We start from the raw sequence: 24,203 nt of genomic DNA on the forward strand, positions 1-24,203 counted from the left end.
ATGGAAGCTATTTTTACAAAGGGTTCAACGACAAAAGCCGGGTTATTTGATACGTTTATTAATATAATGAAGGACGTAGGTTGGAAAGTTATGAATGAAGGCATTAAGGTGTCGGCTGACGGTAGTGTAGTACTTCACTCAAAAGGTAGTTTAGGAAATACCCCTATGTATATTGAATTTATTCCATATGAAGGTACTAACGTATTTGATAATGCCAGCTACGATATAAGAAGAGGTAGCTATGGGTCAAACTGTTTATATCGATACTTTACAAACTGGGATGACGAGAAGAAAACGGGGATAGGGGGTTCTAGCTATCAAAGATTTAATTTCTTCAATGGTAGATATCCTACCACTTCCTCGTCTGGATATATCTCTATGCGTTCTGATATTAAAGTAGATTACTACTACTATTGTGATTTGGATCGAGTAATATTTGTAACCGTACCTGACAATAATGATTTTACTACGTATAAGCCAGGGGGATCAAGTTATCAGGCATGGGGGTATGTTATTCAACCTCATATTAACTTTTTTGGAATACCAGAAGAGTCTTACTTGGAAGAGAGGAATGAACCAAGTTACTCATTTGTTATTCATGCTGCATCATCAACTTCTTATTACAACGTTGATTCAAAATGGGGGGCAGACAATTATCCGTATATTATAATGGATAAACCTGCAAATGTTATTACTAATAATAGTCCATATTATGCAAAGTTCGACTATATGGGGATAAGTCCAGGACCTGAAGGTATGATGTATCTTACGGACTTTTATTTAAATATACCAACGGAAGGATTAAGAGGTAAATTAGGATTTATAAAGATGTGTCCTTCTAATGGTAAAATAGCAAATGGTGATATTATTGAGGTGACCACTGAGAATAATATAGAACGTTATTTATATATAGTCCATCCTTCTGGATATTTTGGTAGTGACTCTAGTTATAAATATACAGGTTCATTTTTTGGTCATAATATAGCAATTAGAATAGGGTAGGGGGATATCAATGGAGGTATTTAAAGCTCAGTATTTCACTCCTATGTTAGTTCAAAATAACTATTCAAAAATATATCTTAATAGAGCTAGTGAGTTTGTTCTTACAACTTATTATTCTGGTGATAAATTATCTCAGAAAAATACGATGAGTGAATTTCCGACAGTATGGTATGGTGATGGTGAAGCAATCAGTATGCTTAATGAGGCAGGTGATTACTTTGTACGGTTTTTCTACCTTGGTGGTGTTCGAGTAACTCCCAGGGATACAGAAGGATTCTTTTTGCAGAACTCATTTTTATCAAAAGAAGAAATTTATGAGCAGAATTTACCAAGAAAAGAACCATTAGAATCACCATGGAAAAAGCGAACGTATAGCAAGTAAAATAATTACAAATTAAAACACTAGCGTGCCGAAGCAGGCTTTTTTATTTTGCTTTGAAATGTAAAAGGGGGTGAAAGTTTGGAACGGATTCATGAACTTGTAAAAACATTAAATGTACTGGATGTTATAAACACAACTCAATTTAAAGTCGCTTCTGTAATTAGTGGGGGATTGGGAACTATATTTAATTTTTTATATGGTAAATCTAATTTAATTTGGATTATTATTTTGGTATGGGTAGTTGTATTAGATTGGATAACTGGTAGTAAGGCATCAAAATTAGATGGTACGTATTCATCACAATATGGAATTGAGGGCATTGCACGAACTGTGGTGCTTTTTTTATTACCTTCTTTAGCACATTTATTTGATATTGCATTTAAACTACCAGAATTTTTCTTTTTTATGGTAACGGGTGGTTTAATTTATCATATTTTTAATAGTTTTACAGCCAATTGTGTACGGATTGGGTGGGATAAATGGATTCCTACTTGGTTGTTAGAAAGTGTATCTTCTGAAATTGAGGCGAAAATTAGAAGATCAAAATCTAGAAAAGAAAAAAATTAAAGAAAGGCAAATATAAAAAATGATAGCAAAAGGAGCAGCCTCAATTGAGGTGCTCTTTTTGTTTATGCAAATATTAAAGGGGAAAATACGAAATGAAAAAATTAATGAAACAATGTAGCGCGTTATTTATCATGTGTATTATTTTATTTTCTTTTTCTGCAAGTGCTTTTGCAGATAGAGAAATGATTATTCCAGATTTACCTAAGCAAGGATACAGATATGGTGTGGGTGCATATGAGGGAGTAGTAGCACATTCCACAGCGACACCAGAAGCACCTGCTATCAATATTAGAAATTATGAAGCTAGAACATGGAGAAATGCATTCGTTCATTATGCAACGGATTGGGATGAAACAATTCAAATCGCTTCTACTAAATATCGTGCATGGGGTGCAGGTCCAGCGGCAAATGCTAGATTTGTACATGTAGAACTTTCTGAGACTAGTGACCCAATTAAATTCAAAAAATCGTATGAAAGATATGTAAAGTTACTTGCGAAAATTTTAAAAGATAGAAATATCCATCCGAGTGTTGGATTATGGACTCATAAAGATATCACATACAAATTAGGCGGTACAGATCATGAGGATCCACAGGGGTATCTTGCTTCACATGGTGTATCAGAAGCTCAATTCCGTTCTGATGTTGTAAAGGCGTATAATGGTCATTCTGTCACTGTGGAAGTAAAACCACAACAACCATCTGAAAGTGTAACGGATGTAACAGGAGTAGCTTATATCGATGGTTTAAATGTAAACCTTCGATCTGTACCATCCACAAGCAATGATGTCATTCGTAAGCTACAAAAGGGTGAATCATATAAAGTCTGGGGTAAAGTAGGAAACTGGTTGAATCTTGGAGGGAATCAGTGGGTTTATAACGATTCATCATACATTCGCTATAAAGAAGAATCTTCATCTGTGGAAGGTAAACGTGTAGTTTCTAAAGTGAATGACTTACGATTCTATTCAAAAGGTTCCTGGGCTGATAGCGATGTTGTAGGAACTGTCGGTGAAGGTTTAGGGTTCACTATCGTTGATAAAGTATCTGTAAATGGTTCATCACAATATAAAGTGAAGAATAGTAGAGGTAATGTGTTCTATATTACAGCTAGTTCTTATTATGTAAATGTGAAGTAGTGAGTAATGGAAAAGAAGGATTTAATAGGAGTATTGAATCCTTCTTTTTAAGATCTAGTTAAAAAGTTCCTGCAGTACGTTCTGTTAAATACTTAGTATCTAAATAACTTAGGTCTTGAACATGTTGATGGGATGACCTTAGAACAAATAGAGTTTGAATTGCATTATAGTACAGTCTATATCCAACGCAAACATGCTGAAATAAGAAAGGTTGTCAAGTTTTCAGATGGAATTTAATGTTACCTTTTTGTAGGATACATGCTGTGTACAAAAAGTATTGAAAAAGTGATTTATAGTCGTAATATAAGATTTCGACGAAAGAGCAGCTATTTTTATGGTTGCTCTTTTTCTTTAGAGGTTCCTACAGAAGTAGATACTGAGGATACTATTGAGGAACATATTGGGGTGACCGATAAACCAGAAGGGATTAAATAATGAAATGCAAAGTTAAGCGTATGTAATGTAGGCTTTTTTATTTTAAATTAAATAAAAAGTGGGAAAGAGGTGGAAATATGGATGGTTTACAAGAGGTGAAAGGTGATGTTCAGGAAATAAGAGAAGATATTAAGGACATACGATTAGAGATTAGAAGTTTAGAAATGCGGACAACAGGTAATGAAAAAGACATTATTAATATCAATAAGCAATTAGATAAGATTAGTGCTAATACAACATGGATCTTACGCCTTATTATTGGTGGACTTATTGGAGCGGCCCTTGCCTTCCTCATGAAAGGAGGCAGTATGTAATGATTGAAATTACGGCAATGATTGGAGTTGTTGTAGGGCTATCACAAATAGCGAAAACAATGGGACTGCAAACAAAATATATTCCGTTATTTAATTTAACGCTTGGCATTACGCTAGGCGTATTATTTTTGTCTCAAGATATTAAATCAAATATACTTCAAGGAATCATTATGGGACTATCAGCAAGCGGATTATTTGACCATACAAAAATTATAAAAAAGGATGCTAATAGGAAATGAAAAAGAAATACAAACATATTTTATCCATAGTTGTTGCTATGATTTTAGTCATAGCAATTGGACCCAACACATTTGCTGATAGAATTCTACGTATTCCTGATGTACCTAACCAACCCTACGTATTAAAAATTTTAAAAAGCCCCTCAATAATGTTAAAGGGACCTTGCTCACGCAAATGATCTGTAAATCAATTCATTTTTGATATACAGATTATTTGTATGATAATATTTATAAAGAATTGCTAAAGAATGAAATTACATAAATACTTTTAGAAGTTCTTGAATTAATGGGATTGCTCCACCAATAAATTTTAAAACTGCCATTGCGATTTCCATATTATTCTCTCCTCTGTTTTTGTATTAAGATGTGTGAATCTTTATAACCTTATTATAGTAAGCGTTTACATTTATAACAATACATTTTCGTATGTAATATTGCATATTTATACGTTTAGACAAAAATTAGGCTCTATTAGTCATTCTTTAATGGTATCATAGCGAGGTGTGAGTCTTTAAGGGTTTTCCCTAATAGGAGGAAATATGGAAAGAGTACAAGTGATTTACAGTAATCTGAAAATTAAAAGTTGGGCTAAACAGGTATTAGCTGTAGGAGGAATATTAGGGTTCTGCTACTTGGTGTTATATGTTTTTAGTTTCTTAATTGTTATGTAAATATTATATAACTAAACTAGTAGGGTCTTGCCTAGATAAGTAAGGCTCTTTTGTTGTTATCTGTGATGAGCAAACTACATACAAAACCTCTCAAGTTTGTCAGGTGCTATGTATAGTGCCTTATTTCTCTATGTTTTAGAACACTAGCTCTTATTATTGAAAGTAAATAAACTTCTATTAAAAATTTTCCATTTATATTGAAAACACAATTGTATTGATAAAAAATGTGTTTTTATTAGATACAACTTAAAAAGACAAGCATAAGTTATATTACGTTTTGGTGAAATTTTTTTATCTTTGAAAAGGATTTAAATCTTACAAATAGATTTGATCCCTTTCTGTATACCGTAATTCCTATATTACCATATGAATATAATATACTGAAAATAATTTAAAAGCAAGAATATTAGTAGGGTCCACCACATGCCCATCCACAGCAATTGCTTCAGTTAGTCTTAATTTCAAATTTGTTACTTCGTTATTTTCTATCAAAAGATGATTTAAATTATTTTGTACATGAGGTGAAGTACCATAAGCAATAAGGAGTAATTTAGATGTTTCATGTGAAAAAGAGTACAAGATTTGATAATATTTTATTTGAATATAAACAGTTGCTTAAATATTGATAAGATAAGTTTCCAATCTAATATATGGGGAGTAGAAAAATGAATTATTTTCTTGTATTTCAAAATAAAAGTTATAAGGAAGAGAGGGAGGGAGGATTTCTCTGGGCGCCACAAAAAAATAACAAGGGACAAACATTTCATCACTGGACAGATATGAAAATGATAAGAAAAGGTGACATCATTTTTAATAGTTTTAAAGGAAAGCTAGTATCAATTTTGGTTGCAAAAGAAGACTATAAGGTTCATGATAAGCCAATTGGACTAGAACAGACTGAGCTCTGGGAAAAAGAAGGATGGATTGTAAATGTGGAGTACCACGATTTGGAGATTCCTATTATATATAAAGATTTCATAGAAAACATATTAAAGCTACAGGGTGAAAAATACGCTCCATTTAATAAGATTGGGCGTGGTAATACTGGTTACCTGTTTAGAGTAACTCTAGAACTTGCTGATTATTTATTAACAATAGTTAAAGAAAGAAATAGGAATACTTGGAACAAGCTATCAAACATAGGAAGTAGTGATGAAGAAACTGTTCTGGAAGAAATAGAGAAGGGTTTATCGTATGTATTAGATCAAACTGAAAAAGAACAAGTTATAAAATCTAGAATTGGACAATCCATTTTTAAAAAGAATTTGTTGAAGAATGAAGAGAAATGTAAACTATGTGGAGTCTCTGATAAACGTTTTCTAATAGCAAGTCATATTAAGCCTTGGAGCCAATCTAATCATAGAGAAAGGTTAGATATAAACAATGGACTACTACTTTGTCCTAACCATGATGCTTTATTTGATAAAGGTTATATTAGCTTTGGAGATGACGGGAGAGTTTTAATTTCGAACAGTTTAGATGAAGCTTTAAAAATCTTTTTGAATATACATAATAATTTACAGATACAAATGAATGAAATGCAGCGTCAGTACATGGAATGGCATAGGGAGTGTGTATTTCAGGGATAATTGGGTAAAAAATTGTTGGGTGCAATAAGTTAAAAGTACCTAAAGGACTGACCTACAAAGGTAGTATCCCATGGTTATAATAGGTGTTTTATAAAATATACAGTATATCAACGTGATAAGTATGTAGCTGAGCTAGCTAAAAGACGTGTGCAAGATATATGTGAGTTGTGTAAACAGCATACTCCTTTCCAAGATAAAAAAGGGAATCCATACTTAGAAGCACATCATGTGAAACGGGTATCAGAGGATGGAGAAGATACGATTTATAATACTGTTGGAGTATGTGCGAATTGTCATTGGAAGCTGCATGCTTTAAATCAAGATGTTGCAAAATTAGAGGAAAAGCTGGCGCGCTATAAGCAAGAAGACGAGATATAGGGAGTATATGTACTAAATAAGATGTGAAAGAAGTGACGATTCATGAAGAAAACAGTATCGGTTGTTGGAGCAGTAATTTGCAATGAGAAGAATGAAATACTATGTGCACTACGTTCTCCTACCATGTCATTACCTAACTATTGGGAGTTTCCAGGTGGGAAAATTAATGAAGGGGAAATGCCGCAAGAGGCGTTGATACGTGAGATCAAAGAAGAACTAGGATGTTTAATTACCGTAGGTGAAAAAATAGAAGAAGTGGATCATGAATATGAGAATATTATAGTTCATCTTGCTACTTATAAGGCATACATAGAGTCCGGTATTCCTAAAGCGCTTGAGCATGCAGATCTCAAATGGGTTCAAGTTGAAAAATTATTAGAGTTAAAGTGGGCACCAGCGGATATTCCGACTGTGGATATTTTGAGCATAGAATTTTAATTTCTGTCTAGATTTAGCTGAGCAGTCAACATTCTCATTTTGTCTTTAAATAAAAGAATATACACCCTTTAGTAAGGCGATGTATGTTCTTTTATAAAGAATTTTTACAAAAAATAATAGTTAAATTACAATTAGCAAGTTTGTTTAATAATTTTATTTTAAGTTAAGTAATGATCTTAATATTGTAGAGTCAGCTTGTAAGATAAACGCTCTTTGAAACTGCCTTTACGTTACTAATGATATATTCTTGTGTAATTAAATTATAATTACCAAAACTTAATCAATTGTCCATGATCCATATCAATAACGATAAATTGAATTTATGTTGTTTGAGGAATTATATATAATTCTTAAATTTACATACATTAATTTTTATATTAAGATAATTATATAATATATGAAGGAGAGAAATAAATGGATAATAATGAGTTTAAGGACCGAGCGACTCGATTAGCTGTTACAATTACACTTTTTGGTGGTGCCTGGTTTATATTACAAGAGGGGAGTAAAATATGGTATAAACTTTTTTCCGAAAGTGCATATACTAAAACGATTTTTAACTTTGAGCATGTTATAGCAATATCAATTATGACAATAATAATTGCAATGATGCTTTCAGTAATTAAGTATATTTATTTTGAAACGAAATCTTTTATTTCTTATGATGAAATAAATCTTCAAGTGCAAGCGCTTAAAAGGGCTGATGAAGGTTTTAAGGATATATTTAAGAATTTAAAATACAGTTTTAATATTATAATATTAATATTTTTAGTACTAATGATCATAGAATTTTCGAAAGACGTTAGTTTTTGGAAGTGGATACTGGGTGCATTTTCAATTGTAATTCTAGCAAGCATATTTATAATACGAATAAATAATAATGCGCGTGATAAATTAGTTAACTTGACCAATTTATTAGAAAGTAAAATAAATAAATATGTACCGTATAGTTTTTTTGCATATATAGCCTTTTTACTTTTTATATGCGGCATGTCGATTACTCTTGTATCTTTTGGACAAGAAAAGTCTGCTCAAGTTAAATTTAATAATACAAAACAAATGCCGGTTGAATTAGAAATAAATAATATTGATAAGATAAAAATTCAAGTACGTATTAATAGGGAGGCTGATCCTAATAACAAGATTAATATTCAAGCTAAAGAAATAGAGAGTTATGGTAGCTCTATTGAGGTTTTTAAAGGTAAGAATTCCGAGTTACATACCCTAGATATTGATAAAATTAAAGAAGAATTAGATAATAATAATTATAAAATAAGTATAAAGAACTCTAAATATAAAAATAAATATAAAATAAACTTAGAGAAGTATATTTTAGACGGAAAAAGTCAAATCGAGTTATTAATTCAAACACCAACAGATAATATATTCATTGTAAACGAGTTCTATAAAAATGGTGATAAAGTGAGTGTTAAGGAAAAGGAATTTAAAGTTAAACTCTAAAATTATTCAATCCTTGTCTTGATGGAAAAGAATTAGTAAAATGCGTGAATAACCTTTATCAAGCGTGTTTTAGAGAAGAAAATCTAAATTCTTATAGATCTAGTTTTATTGATGGCTTATTGTATATTGAAAGAATGGATTCCGATGCATTTTGAGAAGTTTAAAGGTATTATGAATGCTATTGAAAGGAGGTTGAGCTTTCAAAGATTGTAGTTTAAGAAGGTATGTTTATTTCAAGTGGTGGTAATTTTTTTAATTTTTGAAATTCAATCATATTTTTGGTAGGAAATATGAAATCTATAGAACTACCCTTTAAATTAAAGTTTCATGTGTGTAAAATAATTTTGCATTCTTAAATAGGAAATTCATAATAATATTATTTCTTATTATATGCTTTTTGTCATATTTTCTTGAAGGGAATTATTTTTAAAATAATTAAACTTTTATCAAGCGTTTATTTCAATCTTTAATTGATGAACCTATTTTGATTAATCTGTTTTCAAAATGGGTTCTTTTTAATTTAATACAAAATATACATTTGCTTGAAAGTTTGTAGTGAATCGTCTTGAAAATCTATGCTGTAATTTATGTGACATTTAATAATATAGATATATATTATTTGCATTAAGTGGATTAGTATACATAATTATAAATAAAAAATGAGGGACTTTATGTATGAGTAGTAAATATAACGTTGTGTTATATGGTATAGAAGGAAACTTAGATAATTGATAACATTGTTACAATAGTATTTTTAAAGTGCGACTCAAAACGTTGTGAAAAGTTGAAGAGCAGTTAGAATACTCTAACTGCTTAGCTTCAGGGGAATTGAAAATTAGGTTAATTATTTTATTAAGAGAAAATTTGGTACTTATATAATATAATTTTATTTTATTTTGAGTTAACTACTATATTTTTCATATAAATGTTTTACCATATTATCAAAGACTTCGTCGATGTTACCATTTGGATGTAATATTTGTCCATTGGATAAGTGAACGAACATCTCCATTGTGTCATCATCATGAAAATGAATTACGATGTCACCAACATATATACATTCAACATCATCCGCTCTTTTAAAAATAGAAAAACAAAGTTGATTAATAAAATTGATCCAAACTTTAATTTCAGAGGTTATAAAGTAATGATTAAATTTCTCTCTTATATTTTGAACAGTTGAAATTCTATTAGTAGGAACACTACTTTGAGTTATTAATAGATTCTTCTCTTTTTCTTTAGTAGTAATAAATCTTGTAGCCAATTCTTTAATAGAATAATAATCAAATACCTCTACATTTTGCATGGATCTAATGTTCCTTAGTTCTTGTAATTCTTTTTCAAATTCTTCAGGTTTTTTATTCAATATCTTAATGTTTAATTTTTCGAAAAACTCATCAAATGTATAGATGTAACCTTGGACTCCGCAGTTACAATAAATCTCATTTATTAACTCACTTCTAGGTGATACAATCTTTTTCTGATTGCTTAAGTTCCACCAATCTTCTTTTACATCATTAGTTATAAAAATAACATTACGTTTTTCGTTATTAATAAATTCTAAGATTTGATACCATAGTATTAAATCTCCAAATGCATCTACTCCGTTTTTATCTTCAAGGTCTTTATATCCAGGTGGAATTTTACTTTGATATCGTAATTTACCTTCTTCAACAATAGATAATATTTCATGAAATTTATATGGTCGCCCAATATTATCGTCGAATAATTCCCCGATTTTTTCTCGAATTGTATCAAATTTCTCGAGCTCTGAATATTCTTTTTTTTCTTTGTTTAAATCTATATTAATCTTTTTTAATTTTTTTTCGAATTTATTATGAAATTCTTCATAAACTTGCGTTATTTCATAGAATTTCCCAGAGGGGTGGAACTCCAGATTATCCATATTTTTTTTAAATGTTCTATTTAGAGTTTCAGGTATCATTTTTATTTTAGTATAATTTGCAATCTGTTCTTTTATTACTTTAATTCTATTCTTTTCAAATTCTTGAGCAACTTGGTAAGGAATCCATAGCCTTTCTTGTATCTGTTCAAGAGAATTAAATATAGTTTCTCTATATTTGTCACGAGTTGCATAAAATCCAAGTAGGACATTTGCATCGAATACAAATATAGATGAATCCCATAATTTATTTTCTTCTGCTTCAGTCATTTTATAGTAACCTGGTAAAATTGATTTCAAAATAAATTTCTCCTTTAAATAAATAGTAATGTGAATTTTATTATAACCTTACTGCAATTTTTTAATATATATACAATATATAAATGAAAGAACTGTAACAATACTACTAAATATAATAGCTAAATAAATCGTTGCTCGTCCAAAAGCCATAGGATGGTTATCTTTATTATAATATTGAATGGAAAACCAAGTATTAAAGCCTGTCCAGGCTGGAACCATAAAGGTTATAAATACAGCACTATATGATAAAAATTGTTATAAATCTAGTTTTTTATTTCTAGCCTGCTTTCTAATCTATCTATACAAAAATCTAATGTGTTTTTGTTTTTTCCTAAATCCTCTTTTTTAATAGACAAAATTTCTTTATTAAATAAAAATTCCTTCAAACAGATACATCTAAAAATATTCCATTCTTCATCATATAATTCTATCGTATATATTTTAAAAAACTTTTCTTTACCTGTTCTAACAATATAAATACCAAAAATAAAAAGTAAAATTATCTCCCAAACAATTAAAAAGCACATATACCAGAGTGTCATTTCATTTGTATTATCTAATCCATAGAAAGAAAAGATCACAAAGGATATAAAAGTATATACCTTAATTATTACAAAAAGAGTAGAGCTTATCCATATTGGCTTAAATAGTAATGTCCACATGCTTATACCTTTTTTATAAAATTCAATATTTCATTTCTCTTTCAAACAAAACACCACCAACATAGTTTTCAAGTAATGTTAGCAATATAAACAATCCATTCTCTCATTCTCATCTCTACATTTAGTAATTTTATTATTTAGATATTATTAATGAGGATATTTCAAGAAAATCCTTACCGATATAATTATAACAATAAATGGTTAAATTTACCCTTGAAATATTCATATTATAATATATGTGTTTGTTATAGTTCTCAATAGGTGGATAAGAATTAATGAATAACGTAAAAATAAAGGAGAGAAAGAATAAGAATGAGTTCGAAATCTAAAAGTAATTTGATATTATATTTGTGTTTTTTGTAGATTAATTTTTGGGGCAGAAAAGAAATAGAGGTCACGGTGTTGTTCTTTAAAGAAGCCAAGAATTACGCTATAGAAATATCATCTGGGGTGCAGAGTGGTTGTTGCTGAACGGGGGATAGTGAACAATCCTAATAATAGTTTGACATATTAAGCATAAACGTCTTTTTTAGTGCTATCTTTTTGATGCTCTATATCCAGCAGCTTGTGCTTCAGCATTCGTTTTATCTTAAAACTGTTGACCAGGCATATGATAAATCTTCTCGTCTTTACTATTTTTATTACCCTTAATATTACAAGTACCATTCTGTTCTGATACTTGATTTGTTTTTTGCTGAGGAGTTGCTTCTTTAGAAAGGTATTTTGATTCAATAGCTAGAATATCTGTTACAAACGTAATAAAATATTATATTCAGCCGACCTTATCATGTCGTTTAGGATCTTCTGGTGTGCTAATTCTTTCTTTAAAACACGAGATACCTATTTCCAATGTAACCTACATCTTTGAATTTGTTGGTTTTGATAATGATAAGCAATTGATTAAAATAACTAACGATTCATCGGAGAATTTGATTGAATATGAAATAAATCCTTCAAATAAAAATGGGAATAGTTTTGAAGGCCTGTTCAATTTAATTCAAGGTAGTAATTACCAAAATATACACGTTTATTCTACCGATAAAGGGGAATTGTTAGGTTCCTTTAGATTGAAGTTTTTAATAAATACAGAGATTGAGTTTGTTTTAAGTATTTATGAGCATTTTAAAACCTCACCGGATTCATATGTAACGAATATACTAGGTTCTAAAAAATGGATACATAGGATACAAGGGGATTGTATAGAAGAGTATAAATTGAAGAAAAAATAAAGGTTAATTATTATTACGAAAAAGAACCAGTGCCTTAATAGACACTGATTCTTTTTCGTAAATTAAATCTGGGTACTGTGTATTTTTATATTATTTTGTGAAACGATTAGAAGCCATTATTGCAGCAATTTTTAGAAGGATTATTAATGTAATTACTTTAATAAAAAGATATTCATACTATCCCTCTTTTCATAACTAGAGTATTTTAGTCTTAAGATACACGATATAAAGTTACAAGCACTTTAGAGGGAGTATATAATTTTTTTGAGTCTACTTTGTAATTCTGTGAAGTTTAAGCTCGCTAATGAAGGTTTTCATGTGATTTGGGGAGGTTTACATGGATGGCCGATAATTGTAATGTAAGTTTTTTAGTAGTATCCCCCATTCATTTGTTATAAAGGATAACGTGACTGTAGGATAATTTAATTCAAGAAAAGTATAGCATCTAATGTTATTATAATCTTAGAATAAAAAGTATAAGGAGTTGTAGTAATGGCACATTTTAACTTTGATGTAGAATTTAGAACTAACGAAATAGGGCCATCTGGAAAACAAATTATCATCTTTGAGTTAGTGGCACGTATTAGTGATCCTGTTAGGGGAGAATTCTTATATCCCATGACCGCGAAATATACTGATGGAATGGTCTTACATGATATAGATACATTGAAAAGAGATTTCTCTCATGTTCAATTAAGAAGAAATTTAATTACAAGTATGAATGTATTTGTAAAATCACAAGTAGAATAAGTATTATTACTGAAAAACCCTACTCTAAATTGAAGTTTAAAGTAGGGTTTTGTTAAAAGTCTAAAGGAGCCAATTATGGCTCCTTTTCATTATACTATTTATGTTAATTTACTATCTCTCTAATTTTTTTGTTTTTGGAACAGTTATACATTTAGGTGATTTTAGAAAGAAAATAAGGAATAAATCTGCTTCCAAAAATATATTGAATAAAACTTTTTAATATCAAATAACGAAAGATAATTACATTTAATTTTCCATAAACATTTAAGTAAAGATAAATTTTCTAGATATATATTATAAGTTTGAACGTTAAGAAAAGAGATGATTGGCTGTATTTGAGAATTACGATGATGTTGTAAACGTAGAAGATTTAATGGAAATGTTAAACATTGGACGAAACAAAGCATACGAATTGTTACAATCAGGAAAAGTTAGATCATTTAAAGTTGGAAAATCGTATCGAATTCCTAAAGTATATATCCAGCAATATGTGCTTTCTAAATTACACATGAAAATGGAAGAGTACACGGGAAATAGTTATTAATTTTTCAAGCAGCGATGGAATTGTCGCTGCTTTTTTATTTGTATATTTAGGAGGATGAAGATAATGGCAGGCAGAACAGTAAAGAAAGATCAAAATACAAAGACATGGTATTTTATTTTAACACATGGAAAAAAAGAAGACGGCCAAACCAATACAATTTAAAAAGAGAGGATTTAAAACAAAGCAAGAAGTGCACAAAGCAATGTTAGAGTTAGAACAATCATAAACATTGGGAACATATATCCAGCCAAATAAAATTCTCTACAAAGAGTATTTGTTAGATCGATTTTTAGAAGATAAAATGACGAAGGTAAAGAAGCAAACTCTAAATACATATAGATGGATTGTTGAAAAACATATCGTTCCAGCAATAGGAGATGTGGAACTAACAAAACCTAATCCGATGATTATAAAAAGGCTATATAACAAGCTAACGAAAGAAAAGGTTTTATCGGATGAAAATATTCAAAAAGTACATGCGTTAATCAACGATTCATTGAAAATAGTTGAAAGATGGGGACTAATAGCTCGTAATCCTGCTGCTCTTGTAGGTCGGCCAAAGGCAGTTCTTGAAGTATGCCAAAAAGAATGGAAGATACTATATAGCTTTTTTACTAGCTTTAACAACAGGAATGAGACAGGGGGAAATACTGGGACTTCGTGGAAAAGATGTGGATTTTGAAAATAGATGTGTTCGTATTACTCAAACGCTTAGTAGTGATGGGAAAGACCTATTGCCTTATACAAAAACAAAATCAGGTTCACGAACAATTGATTTGCCTGAAAAAACGGTTACTGTCCCTAAAAAAGCATTGGCTATTTATAAGAGGCGAAAGAGAAGAAGCTAAAAGTTATAAAAATTTGGATTTAGTTGTGTGCACCGGATTAGGCACGCCTACACACAAAAGTAACATTCGTAGAGTTTTTAAATCTATTATTAAAAAGCAGAGGTAGCTAAAATTAGATTTCATGATATGAGACACACGCATGCTACACTGCTGCTGTTGCAAGGGGGAAATCCTAAAATTGTATCGGAACGGTTGGGGCATGATGATGTTAGGATTACATTGGATACATTTAGTCATCTTTTACCGAGTATGCAGAAGGAAACGGCTTTACAGTTTGGGAAGATGTTATTTGAGGAAGATAGTGAAATATAGATAAACAACCTGATTCCGAATAATTAATTGGAATCAGGTTGTTTATTTTTTTCTAGAATAGTTTGTATCATAGAACCCTATAGTTTTTAGGCTCCTCAAATAAAATTGGAACGACATTGGGCTATATAAGATGATAGTAAAATTAAGAAATAATTGTAAAAATATATTGACTGAGACAATATATTAAAGGTAAGATATAAATATATTGACTGAGACAATAAAGGTTGGGGGTGAGTTGTTGAATGGGTTAGAATATATTCTTGGTTTATACAATATGCAACATATCGAACTTGCTGAAAAACTTGGAATACGAAAACAGAATATAAACCTTTGGATAAAAGGGAAACAAAATATCCCTAAAAAGTACTTACCTGTCTTAGAAGAATTATTCGGATTAACTTCGGAGTATTTTATAAAAGAACTAAATGAAATTGAAAAACTAGAGATTCAAAAAGAAAAATTAAGGAGAGAGCTAAAACCTGTCATTAAAAGCCATGATATGCAGTTTATGATAGGGGATATTAACGATCTTGTAGAAGTTCCGGTTTACGATAAAGAAGAAATAAACGCTATGGAACGGGCGATTGAAAAAGCAAAGCTTGTTTCTAGATTTAAAGCTGCAATTGAAGTGGTGGATGAGACTCCTTATTTAGATACTTTTAAGCTAATTGTGGAGTTGCTTGAAAAGGCACAACATGAAGTTATTCTCCATAAAACAATTGAGGCGTTGGGACACTATCATGAAGTGTTACCAGATTGGATAAATAGTGAACCAGAGCAAGAAGAATTTGAAAGTGAAATATTTGAAGTCTTTGATGACCATAATTATTAAAGGAAATAATGAAAGCAATGGAGGAAGTAAGAATGACAACGACAGCAAATGTTGGTTTTGAAGAAACGTTATGGAAAGCTGCGGATAAATTAAGAGGTAGTATGGACTCAGGTGAATATAAGCATGTTGTATTAGGTTTAATTTTCTTAAAGTACATCTCTGATAAATTTGAGACAAAATATAACGAGCTTGTAGAAGAAGGAGATGGATTTGAAGAAGATCGTGATGAGTATACGGTTGAAAATATTTTCTGGGTACCAGTAACAGCACGTTGGGATTATGTTAAAGATCATGCAAAAGATGTGAAAATTGGTCAAATCATTGATGATGCCATGATTTTAATTGAAAAAGAAAACCTAGTATTAAAAGGGGTATTAGACAAACGTTACGCACGACCAGAGCTAGACAAACGTCGATTAGGAGAGTTAATTGACTTAATCTCTACTATTAAGCTGCACGGAAACGGTGAGAAAGATTTACTTGGTCGTGTATATGAATATTTCTTAGGTCAGTTTGCAAGTGCAGAAGGAAAAGGTGGGGGAGAGTTCTATACACCAACAAGCGTGGTTAAGACTCTAGTTGAAATGATTGAACCATTCCAAGGGCGTATTTATGATCCGGCTTGTGGAAGCGGTGGAATGTTTATTCAAAGTGAAAAGTTCGTAGAAGAACATCAAGGGAAAATAGAAAACCTATCTATTTATGGTCAAGAGCTAAACTCAACTACATGGAAGTTGTGTCGTATGAACTTAGCGATTCGCGGGCTTGAGGGGAATCTTGGCTCTCAACATGCGGATACGTTCCATGACGATTTACATCGTACATTAAAAGCAGATTACATCTTAGCAAACCCACCATTCAATATTAGTGACTGGGGTGGAAATAAATTAATAGATGATGTCCGCTGGAAATTTGGTACACCGCCAGAAGGAAATGCAAACTATGCATGGCTACAACACATGGTTTATCATCTTGCGCCAAATGGAGTAGCAGGAATTGTCCTTGCAAACGGTTCTTTAAGTTCTAACACTTCTAGTGAAGGTGAAATTCGTAAAAATTTAATTAATGCAGATTTAGTGGATGCAATTGTTGCTTTGCCAGATAAATTATTCTACTCAACAGGTATCCCGGTATGTTTATGGATTATGAACCGAAACAAAAAAGAACACGGCAAATTCCGAAATCGTGAAAATGAGATTTTATTTATTGACGCTCGTAACATGGGAACAATGGTTGACCGTCGCCATCGTGAGTTGAGCAGTGACGATATTAATAAAATTGCTGAAATGTACCACAACTGGCGCAATGAGGATGGGAACTATGAAGATGTGCAAGGTTTCTGCAAGGCTGCGGGTATTGAAGAAGTACGTGAGCATGAATATGTACTAACACCGGGACGTTATGTGGGGATTGAGGAAGCGGAAGATGATGGCGTACCGTTTGAAGAAAAAATGGAACAACTGACAAGTGAACTTGGGGATTTATTTACAAAATCACGTCACCTAGAAGATGAAATTCGTAAAAATCTAGGGGGAATTGGATATGAGTTCTAAATTAAATAATATGCAAGAGTGCTTAATTGAAGACCAGTGGGAAGAAGTTAAGTTAGTTGAAGTATGCGACCTCATATCTAGAGGAATTACACCTTCTTATACAGAAGAAGGTGGTATTGTAGTTATTAATCAAAAATGTATAAGAGATAATAGAGTTAAATTGGAGCTTGCGAGGTTAACTAATCCAGAAAAAAGAAAAGTACCTGAACAAAAATTATTAAGATCATATGATGTACTTATAAATTCAACAGGAGTAGGTACTTTAGGTAGGGTGGCTCAGATTAAAAATGTAAAAGAATCGATGACCGTCGATTCTCACGTTACAATAGTTAGAGCTAATGAAAGAGTATACCCTCAGTATTTGGGATACAACCTTTTTATGCAGCAGAGAAATATTGAGCATTTAGCTGAAGGGTCAACAGGTCAAACAGAATTGTCTAGAATTCGGCTGGGTGAAGCAATTAAGTTACTTTTACCACCTTTTCAAACTCAAAAAGTAATAGCAAACATCCTATCATCCCTTGATGAAAAGATTGAAACAAACAACCAAATCAATAAAAAACTAGAAGAAATGGCTCAAGCTATTTTTAAGCAATGGTTTGTTGATTTTGAATTCCCGAATGAAGATGGGAATCCGTATAAATCTAGCGGTGGAAAAATGCTTGAAAGTGAAATTGGAGTGATACCTGAGGGGTGGAAGATTGGATGTATTGGAGATTACGTTAAAGTGAAATCTGGATATGCATTTAAAAGTGCATGGTGGGAAGAAAGCGGTATACCAGTAATAAAGATAAAGGATATTGAAAATAACACACTTAATATCAAAGATATGTCTTATGTTTCTCCTGAAAAAGAAGTGTTGGCTAAGGATTTTTTAGTAGAGGGAGGAGATTTAGTAATTGCGATGACCGGTGCAACGATAGGGAAATTTGGTATTGTACCAAAGTTGGAAAATGCAATGCTAGTTAATCAGCGTGTGGGTAAATTTTTCTTAGGGGATAAGCCTTTTGTTAAACTAGGATTTATATATTGTGTGCTAAGACAGCAGAAAGTTTATGATGAAATAGTGAATCGTGGAAGTGGAAGTGCGCAGCCAAATATTAGCCCAACTGGAATTGAAACAATAAAAATCATATTACCATCAGTTCAAATTCTTGAAGAGTTTAATAGTTTAGTCACCGGTATTTTTGAGAAAATTACAGAAAATGAATATCAAAATGTTAAGTTAGGATCACTTCGGGATATATTACTACCGAAACTAATGTCGGGTGAGATTCGTGTACCGATAGAATAAATGGAAAGCTTAATAATGAAAGGAGAGAGACCTGTGAGTTCATTCAAAAATTTTACAGAGGATTTGTTGGAAGAAGCGGTCATTGAAATCCTTCAAGAGATGGATTATGAGTATGTGTTTGGTCCAGAAATTGGTCATGATGGGGAACGACCAGAGCGACGGGATTACTGCGAAGTCATTATTGAACAACGCCTTCGCGATGCACTTTATAAGTTGAATCGAGATTTACCTGATGAAGCATTAGAAGAAGCATATCGAAAAATTATTACGTTTAATAGTCCATCTTTAACGGAAAACAATAAACAATTTCACTCTCTTTTAGTAGAAGGAGTTGATGTAACCTTTCGAAAGAATGGCGAGATTAAAACTGAAAAAGCGATGATCATTAATTTTAAAGAATATTACCGAAATGATTTTTTAGCGGTTAATCAATTCACTATCATTGAAAGTGAAGAACGCAGACCAGATGTGCTTATTTTTGTAAATGGTCTTCCTATCGTTGTGGTGGAACTAAAATCTGCTTCGGATGAAAATGTCGGAATTGAAAATGCGTATAACCAAATTCAAACGTACAAACATGATATCCCATCATTATTCCATTACAACGCGTTTAATATCATCTCAGATGGTATTAATGCAAAAGCCGGTACGATTACATCCAATGAAGAGCGTTATATGAATTGGCGTAGTATTGATGGTATAAACGTTGAATCTCTAGACGTACCTCAGTATGAAGTTATGATTCGTGGCATGTTAGATCAGCAACGATTATTGGATATCATTCAAAATTTTATCTTATTCCAAGAATCAAAAGATCCAGAACATGATGGAGATGGAAATAAGATTGGAGATAAGAAAAGTATTATTAAAATTTTAGCTGCCTATCATCAATATTTTGCTGTCAAGAAAGCAGTAGATAGCACGAAATTAGCTACTGCTGAACAAGGTGATCGAAAAATCGGAGTTATTTGGCATACACAAGGTTCGGGTAAAAGTTATTCAATGGTATTTTATACTGCTTCTTTGGTGAAAGAATTAAATAATCCAACGATTGTTGTGATTACAGACCGTAATGACTTAGATGAACAACTTTATACGACCTTTGCAAAATCAGAAGATATTTTACGTCAAAGACCAAAACAGGCACATCTTCGCAAATTAACAGGTGAGCAAAAAAAACAACAAGCGAAAGATAACTCGAAAGAGCAGAACGGCTTATATGATTTATTAAATGATCGTGAATCTGGTGGGATTATATTCACCACTATTCAAAAATTCAAACCAGAAGACGGTGAGATGCCTGTTTTAACAGATCGTCGCAATGTCATTATTATTGCTGATGAAGCTCACCGAAGTCAGTATGGATTAGAAGCAAAAACAGATAGTAAGACTGGTGAGATAAAGTATGGTTATGCGAAGTATTTGCGTGATGCATTACCAAACGCTTCTTTTATTGGCTTTACAGGTACCCCTATTGAGATGGAAGATAAATCCACTCCTGCTGTTTTTGGTAATTATATTGATGTATATGATATGACAAGAGCGGTAGAAGATGAAGCAACGGTTAAAATTTACTATGAAAATCGTATTATTAAGCTAGAGACAGATGAAGCAGAATTGCAAAAAATAGATGATGAATTTGAAGAAATTACTGAAGGGCAAGAAGACAACGATCGTGAGAAGTATAAAACGAAATGGTCTCGTCTTGAAGCAATTGTAGGTTCTCCAAATCGTGTGAAAAAGCTAGCGCAAGATATTGTGGAACATTATGAAGAAAAATCGAAGACGATTACAGGTAAGGCAATGGTTGTCTGTATGAGTCGTAGAATTTGTGTAGATTTGTATGACGAGATTGTGAAGCTTCGTCCTGAATGGCACAGTGATGACCTTGAAAAAGGAATAATTAAAGTTGTTATGACTGGTAGTGCTGGTGATAATGAAAGGTTACAAAAGCACATTGGTGGGAAACAACGACGTGATACGTTAGCAAGACGTATGAAGGATACGAGCGACGAACTCAAAATTGTAATTGTTCGTGATATGTGGTTAACGGGCTTTGATGTACCATCGATGCACTCCATGTATATTGATAAACCAATGAAAGGTCACAATTTGATGCAAGCAATTGCACGTGTCAATCGTGTATTCAAAGATAAATCTGGTGGCGTTGTTGTTGACTATCTAGGGATTTTAGAAAGCTTGAAAAAAGCATTAAAGCAATATACAGATAGTGACAAAGAAAACACGGGTATTGATACAGATGCAGCGGTCGCTGTTATGCAAGAGAAATTAGAAGTGCTTCGTGGTATGTTCCATGGATTTGATTATTCATCTTATATGGGTACTTCTCAAGCGGCAAGAATTCGAGCTATTACAAGTGGAATGAACTTTGTACTAGGTCTAGAAGAAAAGCAACAAAAAGAATTTAAACAATTCGCCATAGAGGTAGCAAAAGCTCATTCTTTATGTGCCGCGACAGAAGAAGGGAGAGCTGCTGCCCTGGAAGTTAGTTATTTTAAAGCAGTAAAAGCAAGTCTAGCGAAACTAGATACAAAGAATCCACAAAAGAAATCGAAAAAAGAAATAGAAGCAAGAGTAAATCAAATGCTAGAACGGTCTATTATTTCTGAAGATGTGATTGACGTATTTGACAGCCTTGGAATGAAGCGACCAGAAATCTCCATTCTATCAGAAGAGTTTCTGGAAGAAGTGCGTCAACTGAAGCACAAAAACTTAGCTGTCGAAATGTTAAAAAAGCTACTTGAAGGTAACTTAAAAGCGATGGAGAAACGTAATCTCGTAAAGTCGGAGAAGTTCTCTGAAAAGCTAAAAAAAGCATTGAATAAATATCGCAATCAGGCCATTACAAATGCAGAAGTAATTGAAGAGCTTATCCGAATGGCGAAAGAAATCAAAGAAATGCGAGATAAAGAAAAAGACTTAGGCATGAATGATGATGAGGTTGCTTTCTATGATGCATTAACAGCTGATGAGGCCATTAAGGAATTCATGGATGATGAAACGCTAAAGAAAATTGCACATGAATTAACAAGTGCAATTAAGAACAACATAACTATTGACTGGAGTGTCAGAAAAAGCGCTCAAGCAGGGATGAGAAGAATCATTAAAAGGCTGTTAAAGAAATATGATTATCCACCAAATCAAGCAACAAATGCACTTGAAGTAGTGATGAGACAGGCAGAGCTTATGTGTGGAAATTCAGACCCTATTCATATAGGTCTAAAACATGTAGCAGAACAAAGCGGTGACTATGTATTATAAAGGGAGACATATCTATGGCAGATATAAAGTTTGAAATTAAAGAAAACGTAGGTGTTGTATCTCAATCACCTAAAGGTTGGACAAAAGAATTAAATCTTATTAGTTGGAATGGAAAAGAACCAAAGTATGATTTGCGTGATTGGGCGCCAGAACATGAAAAGATGGGTAAGGGCATTACATTGACGGTTGAGGAACTAAAGGCATTAAAAGACACTTTGAATAGTATGGAATTAAAGTAAAAGGGTATCTGAGGCACAGTCTTTAATAGTCTGTGCCTCTTTTTATTGATTTTAGATGAAGAATAATGATCTAACACTAATTTGAGTGGTTTTGATCTGAACTTTATAAATGTGATTTTATAAATTGGGCAGAAGAAAACTATGCGGATGTACTAGATGGCACGCACTGGTCTGTTCGAATTAAATATAATCTCCACTATGGAATTAAAAGGGATAGTAATGATTTTCCTGCGAAGTGGACAAAATTTTGTAAGGCAGTTGCGAAAGTAAGTGATCGTAAATTTCACCAGAAAAAGAGCCGTAAAAATGTCATCTATTATTTCCAGCGATGATTAACCGAACGACAACAACATGAGGAGAGTGGCAAAATGACAGTAGAAGTAAGTACAAGTATTGTAAGGGATTATTTTGAATCATTAGGCATCACAGGGACAAAAGAGGAAGAGCGTTTTTGGGAAGATGTACATGCTGCCGATCCAGTATTAGCAGAAAAAATGAATCTTCTCATCACAAACCGCTCTATTTCTAAGAATAATATGATTTATGAAGTGAAAAACGAAACATTACCGTTCAGTCTAGCGTTTGCTTCGTATACAGGAGACTTGCATCGGAACTACGGTGCATGGATAGCTGATAAAGATTTGAAACCGCAAAGAATCTTAGAAATTGGATGTGATAACGGCCTTCTTGCTTGTCTGTATGCACGCTTATATCCGAAAGCGGAGGTAGTGGGGATTGACCAATCGAGAGCAGGCATTGCTTGTGCAGAAGAGCTAGCAGCGCACCTTGGATTAGAAAATGTGACTTTCCATTGTGTTGACTTTACTGAGATTGGAAACATTTTCCCAACAGGACACTTCGATCTCATTACATCGGTACGCTGCTTCCATGAAATCATGGGTCCAACACCGATTCCGCAATATTGGAAACTAGAAGACTATTTGACAGAACAACCTACATTTGGACCAAAAGATTACTTGTCTCTCGTAACATCACTTTTAAGTGAAACTGGCTTGTATTTGTCATGTGAACGACTGGAAAATCCGGCGAATACAGGACAGTGGGCAAATATGTTGCAAGAAGCAGGGCTTTATATCCAATGGGATGAGAGTGATGTTATCAGCTTTCATGAGCTTGATGCCTTCAAAAAAGCGCCTGTGATTATCGCAACAAAATATGATACAGGCATGACTACAATGGAAGGGCTGGAACATCTGTATACACGAGAGAAGAATCTGTCTACGCTGCCTGGATATTCTCTCACTGGCGCAGCTGCAGAGTTTTTGTATAACCAATTTAAAAATACTGTATTTCAATCTGGTACAATTATCGATTTTACCAATCACTGGTATGTATTCCGTTTTGAGATTTGGGAAACGACCGATGTATTACTGGCGTATGGCTATGGCAACATGGGGCATCGTCACCTGGACATCCTACCAAAGGATGCGTGGAGAGAGGCAGAAGAAAAGAGAAACGAATTCTTATCACAATACGGAGATTATGGGGAAGTATATCACTATAGCAGTTTAGAAGATCGGCCGTTGTAAGGTGAAGAAAATTATTCGTCGCAATTCTTGATCTTTTTTCAGTGAAGAAAGTGATCGGCATAAGAGATGGATATATTTACCTTTCTGACTTAGAGGAACTATAAAGCAGAAAAGAAGATAAAAGAACGAATTTAATTCTGCTATCTTTTATAACAATATCAGGATTAAATGACAACGCATGTATTTCATAAAAATATAACAGGACACAATCGTTAACCGAAAAAACTTGTTATTGACCAAATCTTGACCAGTAGATAAAAAATTTACTCTTTAAAAAGTACATTGATTCG

At 32.4% G+C, this 24,203-nt stretch carries 22 protein-coding genes and 4 pseudogenes; 22 read left to right on the top strand and 4 right to left on the bottom strand.

What is annotated here, in order from left to right:
• From V7S50_RS27500 to V7S50_RS27530, 7 genes and pseudogenes are all read left to right on the top strand, one after another.
• The gene (locus V7S50_RS27500; protein ID WP_106080767.1) at positions 1–1,002 is read left to right on the top strand and encodes a hypothetical protein; all 1,002 of its coding nucleotides are present in this window, start codon (positions 1–3) and stop codon (positions 1,000–1,002) included.
• Between the two features lie 10 nt (positions 1,003–1,012).
• Positions 1,013–1,384: a hypothetical protein gene (locus V7S50_RS27505; protein WP_106080766.1), complete on the top strand. Its 372-nt coding sequence runs from the start codon at positions 1,013–1,015 to the stop codon at positions 1,382–1,384.
• Between the two features lie 78 nt (positions 1,385–1,462).
• Positions 1,463–1,951, top strand: a complete 489-nt coding sequence (locus V7S50_RS27510; protein ID WP_336376631.1) for a phage holin family protein — start codon at positions 1,463–1,465, stop codon at positions 1,949–1,951.
• 92 nt (positions 1,952–2,043) lie between these two features.
• Positions 2,044–3,090: an N-acetylmuramoyl-L-alanine amidase gene (locus V7S50_RS27515; RefSeq protein WP_336376630.1), complete on the top strand. Its 1,047-nt coding sequence runs from the start codon at positions 2,044–2,046 to the stop codon at positions 3,088–3,090.
• A gap of 512 nt (positions 3,091–3,602) precedes the next feature.
• A complete protein-coding gene (locus V7S50_RS27520) occupies positions 3,603–3,839 on the top strand; it encodes a hemolysin XhlA family protein (RefSeq protein WP_336376629.1) in 237 nt (78 codons plus the stop codon).
• Entirely contained in the window at positions 3,839–4,078 is a 240-nt protein-coding gene (locus V7S50_RS27525) for a holin (RefSeq protein WP_336376628.1), read from the top strand. The genes V7S50_RS27520 and V7S50_RS27525 overlap by 1 nt, the downstream gene beginning before the upstream one ends.
• Positions 4,075–4,197, top strand: a pseudogene (locus V7S50_RS27530) (N-acetylmuramoyl-L-alanine amidase); the annotation flags it as partial. The gene V7S50_RS27525 and the pseudogene V7S50_RS27530, both read left to right, overlap by 4 nt.
• A gap of 135 nt (positions 4,198–4,332) precedes the next feature.
• Here the strand turns inward: V7S50_RS27530 and V7S50_RS27535 are convergent.
• Positions 4,333–4,518, bottom strand: a pseudogene (locus V7S50_RS27535) (hypothetical protein).
• A 651-nt stretch (positions 4,519–5,169) separates the two neighbouring features.
• A pseudogene (locus tag V7S50_RS34150) lies at positions 5,170–5,292 on the bottom strand (right-handed parallel beta-helix repeat-containing protein); the annotation flags it as partial.
• A 236-nt stretch (positions 5,293–5,528) separates the two neighbouring features.
• Here V7S50_RS34150 and V7S50_RS27540 point away from each other — a divergent pair.
• The 4 genes from V7S50_RS27540 to V7S50_RS27555 all read left to right on the top strand — a co-directional run bounded on the left by V7S50_RS27540 (position 5,529) and on the right by V7S50_RS27555 (position 8,615).
• On the top strand, positions 5,529–6,338 hold the full coding sequence (locus V7S50_RS27540; RefSeq protein WP_336376666.1) for an HNH endonuclease: 810 nt from the start codon (positions 5,529–5,531) through the stop codon (positions 6,336–6,338).
• Positions 6,339–6,485: 147 nt separating this feature from the next.
• On the top strand, positions 6,486–6,716 hold the full coding sequence (locus V7S50_RS27545; protein ID WP_336584442.1) for an HNH endonuclease: 231 nt from the start codon (positions 6,486–6,488) through the stop codon (positions 6,714–6,716).
• Between the two features lie 42 nt (positions 6,717–6,758).
• On the top strand, positions 6,759–7,154 hold the full coding sequence (locus tag V7S50_RS27550) for a (deoxy)nucleoside triphosphate pyrophosphohydrolase (RefSeq protein ID WP_336376626.1): 396 nt from the start codon (positions 6,759–6,761) through the stop codon (positions 7,152–7,154).
• 414 nt (positions 7,155–7,568) lie between these two features.
• Positions 7,569–8,615 (top strand): hypothetical protein, encoded by a 1,047-nt coding sequence (locus V7S50_RS27555; RefSeq protein WP_336376625.1) that lies wholly within the window; start codon positions 7,569–7,571, stop codon positions 8,613–8,615.
• Between the two features lie 901 nt (positions 8,616–9,516).
• On the opposite strand, the gene V7S50_RS27560 is transcribed toward V7S50_RS27555, so the two are convergent.
• Positions 9,517–10,818: a PIN-like domain-containing protein gene (locus V7S50_RS27560; protein WP_336376624.1), complete on the bottom strand. Its 1,302-nt coding sequence runs from the start codon at positions 10,816–10,818 to the stop codon at positions 9,517–9,519.
• 263 nt (positions 10,819–11,081) lie between these two features.
• Positions 11,082–11,480: a hypothetical protein gene (locus tag V7S50_RS27565; protein ID WP_336376623.1), complete on the bottom strand. Its 399-nt coding sequence runs from the start codon at positions 11,478–11,480 to the stop codon at positions 11,082–11,084.
• A gap of 809 nt (positions 11,481–12,289) precedes the next feature.
• Between V7S50_RS27565 and V7S50_RS27570 the strand changes: the two genes are divergently transcribed.
• The 11 genes and pseudogenes from V7S50_RS27570 to V7S50_RS27620 all read left to right on the top strand — a co-directional run bounded on the left by V7S50_RS27570 (position 12,290) and on the right by V7S50_RS27620 (position 23,913).
• Positions 12,290–12,709 (top strand): hypothetical protein, encoded by a 420-nt coding sequence (locus V7S50_RS27570; protein WP_336376622.1) that lies wholly within the window; start codon positions 12,290–12,292, stop codon positions 12,707–12,709.
• A gap of 492 nt (positions 12,710–13,201) precedes the next feature.
• The gene (locus V7S50_RS27575) at positions 13,202–13,459 is read left to right on the top strand and encodes a hypothetical protein (RefSeq protein WP_098282849.1); all 258 of its coding nucleotides are present in this window, start codon (positions 13,202–13,204) and stop codon (positions 13,457–13,459) included.
• Positions 13,460–13,784: 325 nt separating this feature from the next.
• Positions 13,785–14,003 (top strand): helix-turn-helix domain-containing protein, encoded by a 219-nt coding sequence (locus tag V7S50_RS27580; protein ID WP_336376621.1) that lies wholly within the window; start codon positions 13,785–13,787, stop codon positions 14,001–14,003.
• Positions 14,004–14,304: 301 nt separating this feature from the next.
• Positions 14,305–14,685 carry a hypothetical protein gene (locus V7S50_RS27585; RefSeq protein WP_336584443.1) on the top strand — a complete coding sequence of 127 codons (381 nt, stop codon included), beginning with the start codon at positions 14,305–14,307 and terminating at the stop codon, positions 14,683–14,685.
• A pseudogene (locus tag V7S50_RS27590) lies at positions 14,573–15,163 on the top strand (site-specific integrase). The gene V7S50_RS27585 and the pseudogene V7S50_RS27590 overlap by 113 nt, the downstream one beginning before the upstream one ends.
• A 238-nt stretch (positions 15,164–15,401) precedes the next feature.
• The gene (locus V7S50_RS27595; protein WP_336376619.1) at positions 15,402–15,995 is read left to right on the top strand and encodes a helix-turn-helix domain-containing protein; all 594 of its coding nucleotides are present in this window, start codon (positions 15,402–15,404) and stop codon (positions 15,993–15,995) included.
• A gap of 32 nt (positions 15,996–16,027) precedes the next feature.
• Positions 16,028–17,548 (top strand): class I SAM-dependent DNA methyltransferase, encoded by a 1,521-nt coding sequence (locus tag V7S50_RS27600; RefSeq protein WP_336376618.1) that lies wholly within the window; start codon positions 16,028–16,030, stop codon positions 17,546–17,548.
• Complete coding sequence (locus V7S50_RS27605) at positions 17,538–18,842, top strand: restriction endonuclease subunit S (protein ID WP_336376617.1); 1,305 nt, start codon at positions 17,538–17,540, stop codon at positions 18,840–18,842. Before V7S50_RS27600 ends, V7S50_RS27605 begins: the two co-directional genes overlap by 11 nt.
• Before the next feature lie 33 nt (positions 18,843–18,875).
• Positions 18,876–22,124, top strand: coding sequence for a type I restriction endonuclease subunit R (locus V7S50_RS27610; RefSeq protein ID WP_336376616.1), 3,249 nt, complete (start codon positions 18,876–18,878; stop codon positions 22,122–22,124).
• Positions 22,125–22,138: 14 nt separating this feature from the next.
• Complete coding sequence (locus V7S50_RS27615; RefSeq protein ID WP_336376615.1) at positions 22,139–22,363, top strand: YdbC family protein; 225 nt, start codon at positions 22,139–22,141, stop codon at positions 22,361–22,363.
• Between the two features lie 368 nt (positions 22,364–22,731).
• Entirely contained in the window at positions 22,732–23,913 is a 1,182-nt protein-coding gene (locus V7S50_RS27620; protein ID WP_336376614.1) for a class I SAM-dependent methyltransferase, read from the top strand.
• The last annotated feature ends 290 nt before the right edge of the window (positions 23,914–24,203 follow it).

Origin of the sequence: Bacillus sp. CCNWLW194 (assembly GCF_037120585.1) — a bacterium.
GTDB classification, from domain to species: Bacteria; Bacillota; Bacilli; order Bacillales; family Bacillaceae_G; genus Bacillus_A; species Bacillus_A basilensis.